The sequence below is a fragment of the Limosilactobacillus reuteri genome (assembly GCF_020785355.1).
Taxonomy (GTDB): Bacteria; Bacillota; Bacilli; order Lactobacillales; family Lactobacillaceae; genus Limosilactobacillus; species Limosilactobacillus reuteri_I.
Window position 1 is genome coordinate 56386 of sequence record NZ_JAJGVH010000081.1, and the last position, 7615, is coordinate 64000.

The window sequence follows — 7615 nt, forward strand, 5'->3', positions numbered from 1 at the left end:
AATTATCGAAATTGCTATAAAAATTAACTTTTAGTCATGATAAAATTAAAACAAATTTTAAGCTATTGTCCATTGTATATTTATAGAGGAGTTTTTTATGAAGAATAATAGTTCAAAATATTGTTTATTGTTAGGTACAGCACTGTTAGGATTATATTTCCAAGCTAATAGCGTTCATGCGGATACGACTGATACAACAATTAATGGAGAAACTACCCATAGCAATGTTACTCCAATGGTTCAGACTAACAAGGATGAGGCAAGTACACCGCAAACAACTACTGATTGGTCAGACCCGGCCAAATATCAAAATGACATTCCTGTTCAGATTTTAGGAATCAATGACCTGCATGGTGGGTTAGAAACGACGGGGTCAGCTACGATTGGAGATAAGACTTATTCGAATGCCGGAACAGTTGCACGTCTAGCTGGTAACCTTGATGCGGCAGAGGAAAGTTTTAAGAGCGCTAATCCGACAGGAACCTCAATTCGGGTAGAAGCTGGAGATATGGTTGGGGCTTCTCCAGCAAATTCTGCTCTGCTCCAAGACGAATCAACCATGCATGCTTTAGACGCAATGCATTTTGAAATAGGAACTTTAGGAAACCATGAGTTCGATGAAGGTTTAGCTGAATATATGCGGATTGTTAATGGTGGTGAACCTACTAAACAATATAATGAAGCTGAGATGGCCTATCCTCATGTGAAAACAGGGATTAATATCATTACTGCCAATGTTGTAAATAAATCTGATGGTCAAATCCCATTTGGAATGCAACCATACTTGATTAAAGAAATTCATACTAGTGATGGTAAAGTTGCTCGGATTGGATTTATTGGGATTGAAACTGCTTCCCTACCAATTTTAACCTTATACGATAATTACAAAGATTATGATGTTTTAGACGAGGCTGAAACAATTGCAAAATATGATCAAATTTTACGTAAAAAGGGTGTTAATGCAATTGTAGTTCTTGCCCATACAGGGGTTTCAACGGATAAAGATGGCAGCACTAAAGGTAATGCTGTTGATATCATTAAGAAGCTTTACCAAATTGATCCTGATAATTCTGTCGACCTTTATGTTGCTGGTCACTCCCACCAATATGCTAATGCTACTGTTGGTAGTGTAAAATTAGTGCAAGCCATTTACACAGGTAAGGCTTACGATGATATTATCGGTTACATCGATCCAACAACTAATGATTTCGCACCGAATAGTCTCGTTTCGCATGTCTTTCCTGTATTATCAGAAAAGGATGCGCCTAATATCAAAACAGATGCAAATGTTACAGCAATTGTTGAAGATGCTAACAATCGAGTAGCACCAATTATTAATAAGAAAATAGGGGAAGCTGCTACAACAGGCGATATTCTTGGACGACTACATAATACCCCTACTCGTGAAAATGCCGTTGGTGAATTAGTTGTCGATGGTCAATTATATGCCGCTCATAAGGTGGGCTTACCAGCTGATTTTGCGATGACTAATACAGGGGGTGTTCGTGCAGATCTACATGTTAATCCTGATCGTTCCATTACATGGGGCAGTGCCCAAGCGGTTCAACCATTTGGTAATATTTTGCGGGTAGTTGAAATGACAGGGGCACAAATCGTTGAAGCCTTGAATCAACAATATGACGAAGATCAAGCTTACTACTTACAAATTTCCGGGCTTCATTATACTTATACTGACCAAAACGATCCTAACCAACCATATAAGGTCGTTCAAGTTTATGATCAACATAATCAACCGCTTGATATGAATAAGACTTACAATATTGTTATTAATGACTTTTTAGCAGGTGGCGGAGATGGCTTTTCTGCATTTAAGGGTACCAAAGTTGTCGGGATTGTCGGGCAAGATACAGACGCGTTTATTGATTATATTACTGATATGACTAATGATGGTAAACCAATTACCACACCAACAATGAACCGTAAGATTTACTTGACTGCTGAACAATTAGCGAAGGCTGACGCAGATTCACAGTCACAAACAGGAACTAATCAGAACACTCAAAACGATGCTAATTCCCAGACTGAAGGAAATCAGCTTCAAGAAGTTCCGAGCCAACCAGTATCTCCAACAGTAACCTTGCCAACAACAGCTGGTCAACCCGCTGAAACTGTTACATTACATGCTCAATCTAAGCAACAAACCGTAACTGCTAATAATCAATTAATTAATTTGACGCCTACATCAATCAATGGTCAAAAACAAAAAGCAGCTGACCAGCAAGCAGCTTTACCACAAACTGGTAACGATGAAGATCTTGCATTACTTCTTCTCGGAAGCTCATTAATGGCAGCAACCGGATTGACAATTATTAATCGCAAGCGTAAACATGCTTAATTGCTTAAAATAGACTGTTACTTTCATTATTTGGGAGTCAGCAGTCTATTTTTCATTATTTTGTTTTCTCGCTATAATGGAAACGATAAAGTAAAAATGGAGTAAGAACATGGCAGAAAATATCATCAATATTTTAAAAACCAATAATATGACCGTCGCATTTGTCGCTCAAGAAAGCGGCCTTGACGTTGCGCAGGTTAACGAAACACTTAAACGTCCCGTTGCAACCTGGTCAATTCAGATTCTTAATGCACTTGCAGATGCTTTAGGAGAGCGCCCAGGAGAATTATTAGATCGGATTCAGGACTTTGATTTTCACTTGCATACTGACGATGATCAACTAACGATTCAGCACGTGCAGTTCCAAACACCTTCTTCTTATCAACAGGTTCGGTTTGCTGTTGAAAGTAATATTTTAGAGGGATGGGAACCTACAACAACAGATATAAGGCAATTAAAAGAGAGTGCTGAAAATCCAGATGATGAAATTTTAATGGAAATTGAGCAATTATTTGGTGATGAAGATGACTGATGAAGAACTTCAAGCAAAATTTTTATATGATAATGGAACACTCCGCAATAAATTTGCAATTAAAAATGCGGATGAATTAAGCTTAATTGAGTATCGCGGCGTAGCAGAAAGGGAAGTGGCCCTTCTTCAACAACAACCGAAAATTAAAAGCTTTGAAGATTTACAGACGATTAATAAATTCCTTTTTGGTTGGCTTTATGACTGGGCGGGTGAGTTACGTAACTACTATATTTCTAAAGCAGGTTTTGATTTTTTGGAATATGGTCGCTTTGATAATGCAATTAAGTATATTAATGATGAAATTGTGCGATTGAATAAGAAAAAGCAGCCTACCATTGAGGATTATGCTGCTCTTTTAAATGATTTGAACTATATTCATCCGTTTCGTGAAGGGAATGGGCGGTCAACTAAATTATTCATCCAGTTAATTGCTCTCCATCATGGCCAGGTAATTGATTATCCAGCAGATAACGCGGAAATGATTGCTGGGTTAAACCAATCAGATGTCAGTATTATTGCCAAGACCATGGCATTACAGAAAAGTGCTGGTTAAGCTAGTTTGCTTGCTGCTTGTTTATCAAGAATCACTGTTACGTTTGGATGTTTTTGGAGGGCTGATGCCGGAATCGCGGTCGTGATTTTACCGTTGACCATTTTGTTGATTGCGTCTGCTTTTTGCTCACCAAATGCGAGTAAGATGATATGTTTTGCTTGCAAGATTGAACCAATTCCCATCGTGTAGGCTTCCGTTGGCACGTCCTTACTTGAAGTAAAGAAGCGTGCATTGGCATTGATAGTAGCAGGGGTTAACTTTACTTTATGGGTTTGGCTATCAAAAGGGGTTCCAGGCTCATTAAAACCGATATGACCATTATTGCCAATTCCTAAAATTTGCGTATCAATAGGATAAGTAGCCAAAATCTTATTATAGTGATTAATTACTTCGGCAGCATTCAGATTACTGCCATCTGGAATAAAACTTTTGGCAAATGGCTTTTGCGCGAAAAGATGATGCTCCATAAAGTAATGATAACTTTGCGGATCAGTTGGTTTGAGGCCGACATATTCATCAAGGTTAATAGAAATAAGGTTAGAATAATCAACTGAACTACTAGTCATCTTTTGATAAAGACCTAGTGGAGAACTCCCTGTTGCAAGGCCAAGTACCTGAGCACCGTTAATAATATCTGTTTGGAGAAGTTCAAAGGCGTTTTGGCTTGCTGCTTCTTTATTTTTCGTTACAAGAATTTTCATCCTCATCACCTCACGACTATTGTAATTCTTTTAAGGAAAAAGAAAAGAGCAATTGCAAATGCTTATTCTTGAAATTTGACAAAAATGTTATTGAACGCGCTTACAAAAATGTGTAAAATGAGGGTGTTGCTGAAAGAATCTGATAAGAATTGGGGAAAGTTTAATGAAATTCAAAAAATTAACAGTAATGTGTGCTGTTTTATCAGGTTTACTATTAGGGAGCTCTGCGATGACGGTGGTTCCAGCTACTACTTATGCAGCCTCTAATGATAAGCAGGTGACAATCTATCTTACACGTCACGGGGAAACTACTGGTAATGTGATGCAACGGGTACAAGGATCGAGTGATTTTCCATTAACCAAAAATGGAATTACCGTTGCTAATGATTTGGGTTACGGATTAAAGGGAATTAAATTTAAGCATGCTTATACGGGTAACTTAACCCGGCAAGAAGTTACTGCACAACAAGCATTGAAGTATTCTGCCAATCCAAATACAAAGATTACGACCACACCAATGTTACGTGAAGGCGGATACGGTAGCTTTGAAGGAGACAGCATTGAAGCTGATAACCAGAAGATTGCTAATGTTTATGGTTATCAAGATGGCAAGCAATTCCAGCAAGCAACGGGTAAAGATTACTGGAATAAACTCCAAGATGCCTACCACAAACTTGATATGGACAATTCACAAAATACCAAGTTGGCTAAGAGTGATCGGGCAGAAAGTTCAGCTCAGGTGCAAAAACGGATGAATTCAGAATTACTTCACATTGCAAAAACAACTCAAAAACAGGGTGGTGGCAATGTTTTAGTCGTTAGTTCAGGAATGTCAATTAATGAATATCTTTCAACCATTTCTAAAAAGTATGACGGAAAGCCAATGCAGAATGCGGCAGTAACCAAACTTGTTTATAAGAATGGTAAACTTCACGTTGATGGTCCAATTGGTACGCTTCACTATGTAAATAAGGGAAAGAAAATAGCAGTAAATAAGTAAATAAATTATCTTTCAGCAACATATATGATTTATTGCAATTATTGAATTATTATTTGGGGACTCTTTGATCAGCAAGGAGCCCCTTTTTGCTTTTTTAGAAGGGAGATAGTGCCAATGGAAAATTTAACGGTTAAGCTGTTTAATGAAATTGCTGAAAAGCAGCTTCCGGGTTTAGCATTATTTGAAAATCGAACTGGTTCTGGAAAAACAACGGGTGCCTTGCAGTGGGTAACCGACAAGCTAATGAAAAGTAAGGGATCCGATGTCATTATCTACATAACTCCCAACAGACAGAATCGGGATGAAGCATGGCGGGGATTGGTTAGACAAGCATATCGAAGAATTCTTTGCGACGAATCAGTTAAACTTAATCGACAATCGGATCGCAAGGGATGAACGGATAGAAGATATCAAGGCCGCGTTGGTTCAGCTTTTGCCAACCGTTAAAATCAATATTAGACCGACCGTTGAAGATAAATTTGGATATAATCTAGTTGTGATTAATAATAAGCGGTATTTCCAAACTCATGAAGATGTTAAAGATAATTATGCGAGAGACTATCAGCAAGCCATAGTGCAACATTTGACAATTGATACCTTTAGGAAGGGAGCTCTAAGAAGTACGTTAATTAATTTATTAAAAGAGTTGATAATAAAGAAAGATTTGAAAGAAAGAAGCTTAAGTCTGTATCATTCACCAGATTCAATGGTGGGATGGGAGTTTTATCAAGTTGCAAAGGAAGCTCATGGTACCCAAGCAGTCTATCTATTTAAAATGATTAATAGTGATGAATTCGAGGTGAGACGGTTAGATTTACAAGAAAGCTCAAAATTTATTAATTCCGATGATGCAGATCTTCAGAACCTAATTAAAACTCCTGCTAATACTTTCTACAATTTAAATAGGAAAAACATCTTTACCTTACCTAATGCTGAGCTTTTTGGCGATATCAACGAGATGATTAGTCATCAAAATTGTTCATCAGTAACAAAAGTGGAACTTAAACGGACTTTGAATGATTTAAGTAAAAGTTACCCTAATTACAGAATTAAATACCAAAATTTTATTTCTATCATTAATAAAAGAGAGCTGGATTCGTTTAGTATCAATGACTTAAAAGATGAATTTGATTTTATGAAGAAGAATAAAATACTAAGTCCAATTGCAATTAATTTATTATTGGATGAATTATATGAACAATATGGACTAGTTTTGAAAGTGAAACCAAAAATAAAATCTCATGTTCAAAAGTATCTCTCTGGGTTAATCGATATTAATTATTTCGTTGATAACGACGATCAGAATGTTATTTACTATAATGTAGGAACCGTTAGTAAAAATATGAATATGTCAATTGCAAAGGCATCACACATCTGGCAACTTCAGCCTAACATTAAATTAAATGAGCGTGATTTCGCTACGATTGAGACCGAAAATATCTTGAAGTTTCTTCAAATGATGATGGTGAATTTTGTGCGATTTCATCAACTAACAGTAATTCCTTTTCCATTTAAATACCTTCGAGAATTTATTCAACTTGAAGAAAAGAAAAGATCAGCTAAAAAAGATGTGACAGATTTACTGAAATGATGAGATAATACTAGGAGTGATGGGGTGATGATGGTGAAAAGTACTAAAAAGAAACGATCCCATATTGGGTTAATTATATTTACTATATTACTGGTAATTTTGTTAGGAATTTTAGGGGTAAATTATAAACGGTTTGCTAGTAAGCAACTTAACCCAGTTCGTGATAATAAAGTAGTAAAAAAGGGTTCGCCTAAAATAACAAAGACTGAAAAAGTTGTTGGATCGTATCGAGATGATCAAGACAGTGCAGCTATTGTCTTAAATGAAAACGGAACAGGTCGGTATGTTTATGCAGATAAGAATAATCCGGATACAAATGATAGCTTAACTTGGCGTAAAGAAGGAGAACACTACCTTATAAATTTGGAAGATCGTGACGTAACTAATCCCCTTACTGCAACGCTTGATAATAATAAATTAGTTGTTACAGGTAGTAATGGTTGGAATACCGAAACGTTCCAAAAGGTTAATGAAGAGTTGAACCTTCAACAATTTTTGAATGATATGCATAAAAAATAAAATAAATGCTTGCAAAGGATTTAGAGATAGGATATAATAATATTCCTGTCAGCGATGGGAGATAGATGATCGCTTGTAGCTTCTTAGATTTATTTAACTTAGCTGCAAAGTCTCAATAATAATTTGAAAAATATTGTTGACATCCTATTGACGACATGATATATTAATAAAGTTGCTGATTGAGTTATCGATCAAAAGAAATTCAAAAATTAATTAAAATTTCTTCTTGACAAGCTAATCTGATATATGTTATAATAATTATGTTGATTGGCTGCTTGATTAGCCAACAGGTAGACCTTTGAAAACTGAACAAAGTTTCGACGAATCAAATGTGTAGGGTCTTCAATCACGATGTGATTTGAA

At 36.3% G+C, this 7615-nt stretch carries 8 protein-coding genes; 7 read left to right on the forward strand and 1 reads right to left on the reverse strand.

Annotated features, from left to right (window positions below; all coding sequences use genetic code 11):
• The first annotated feature begins 97 nt into the window (after positions 1 to 97).
• From LMB56_RS08600 to LMB56_RS08610, 3 genes are all read left to right on the forward strand, one after another.
• A complete protein-coding gene (locus LMB56_RS08600) occupies positions 98 to 2356 on the forward strand; it encodes a bifunctional metallophosphatase/5'-nucleotidase (protein WP_229284038.1) in 2259 nt (752 codons plus the stop codon).
• Positions 2357 to 2465: 109 nt separating this feature from the next.
• On the forward strand, positions 2466 to 2888 hold the full coding sequence (locus LMB56_RS08605) for a helix-turn-helix domain-containing protein (RefSeq protein WP_229284039.1): 423 nt from the start codon (positions 2466 to 2468) through the stop codon (positions 2886 to 2888).
• The gene (locus tag LMB56_RS08610) at positions 2881 to 3441 is read left to right on the forward strand and encodes a Fic/DOC family protein (RefSeq protein ID WP_122481681.1); all 561 of its coding nucleotides are present in this window, start codon (positions 2881 to 2883) and stop codon (positions 3439 to 3441) included. The genes LMB56_RS08605 and LMB56_RS08610 overlap by 8 nt, the downstream gene beginning before the upstream one ends.
• Here the strand turns inward: LMB56_RS08610 and LMB56_RS08615 are convergent.
• Positions 3438 to 4142 (reverse strand): glucosamine-6-phosphate deaminase, encoded by a 705-nt coding sequence (locus tag LMB56_RS08615; protein WP_229284040.1) that lies wholly within the window; start codon positions 4140 to 4142, stop codon positions 3438 to 3440. The genes LMB56_RS08610 and LMB56_RS08615 overlap by 4 nt on opposite strands.
• A 163-nt stretch (positions 4143 to 4305) precedes the next feature.
• Between LMB56_RS08615 and LMB56_RS08620 the strand changes: the two genes are divergently transcribed.
• The 4 genes from LMB56_RS08620 to LMB56_RS08635 all read left to right on the forward strand — a co-directional run bounded on the left by LMB56_RS08620 (position 4306) and on the right by LMB56_RS08635 (position 7252).
• Positions 4306 to 5142, forward strand: coding sequence for a histidine phosphatase family protein (locus LMB56_RS08620; RefSeq protein ID WP_229284041.1), 837 nt, complete (start codon positions 4306 to 4308; stop codon positions 5140 to 5142).
• 114 nt (positions 5143 to 5256) lie between these two features.
• Positions 5257 to 5538 carry a DEAD/DEAH box helicase family protein gene (locus tag LMB56_RS08625; RefSeq protein WP_229284045.1) on the forward strand — a complete coding sequence of 94 codons (282 nt, stop codon included), beginning with the start codon at positions 5257 to 5259 and terminating at the stop codon, positions 5536 to 5538.
• Complete coding sequence (locus LMB56_RS08630; protein ID WP_229284042.1) at positions 5444 to 6733, forward strand: hypothetical protein; 1290 nt, start codon at positions 5444 to 5446, stop codon at positions 6731 to 6733. The genes LMB56_RS08625 and LMB56_RS08630 overlap by 95 nt, the downstream gene beginning before the upstream one ends.
• 27 nt (positions 6734 to 6760) lie before the next feature.
• The gene (locus tag LMB56_RS08635) at positions 6761 to 7252 is read left to right on the forward strand and encodes a lipocalin/fatty acid-binding family protein (RefSeq protein WP_229284043.1); all 492 of its coding nucleotides are present in this window, start codon (positions 6761 to 6763) and stop codon (positions 7250 to 7252) included.
• Positions 7253 to 7615: the final 363 nt, after the last annotated feature.

Bases quoted from the DNA above. Each gene is read 5' to 3' on its own strand.
- LMB56_RS08620 (WP_229284041.1), top strand. From the start codon at position 4,306: ATGAAATTCAAAAAATTAACAGTAATGTGTGCTGTTTTATCAGGTTTA.
- LMB56_RS08600 (WP_229284038.1), top strand. From the start codon at position 98: ATGAAGAATAATAGTTCAAAATATTGTTTATTGTTAGGTACAGCACTG.
- LMB56_RS08615 (WP_229284040.1), bottom strand. From the start codon at position 4,142: ATGAAAATTCTTGTAACGAAAAATAAAGAAGCAGCAAGCCAAAACGCC.
- LMB56_RS08625 (WP_229284045.1), top strand. From the start codon at position 5,257: ATGGAAAATTTAACGGTTAAGCTGTTTAATGAAATTGCTGAAAAGCAG.
- LMB56_RS08630 (WP_229284042.1), top strand. From the start codon at position 5,444: ATGAAGCATGGCGGGGATTGGTTAGACAAGCATATCGAAGAATTCTTT.
- LMB56_RS08635 (WP_229284043.1), top strand. From the start codon at position 6,761: ATGATGGTGAAAAGTACTAAAAAGAAACGATCCCATATTGGGTTAATT.
- LMB56_RS08605 (WP_229284039.1), top strand. From the start codon at position 2,466: ATGGCAGAAAATATCATCAATATTTTAAAAACCAATAATATGACCGTC.
- LMB56_RS08610 (WP_122481681.1), top strand. From the start codon at position 2,881: ATGACTGATGAAGAACTTCAAGCAAAATTTTTATATGATAATGGAACA.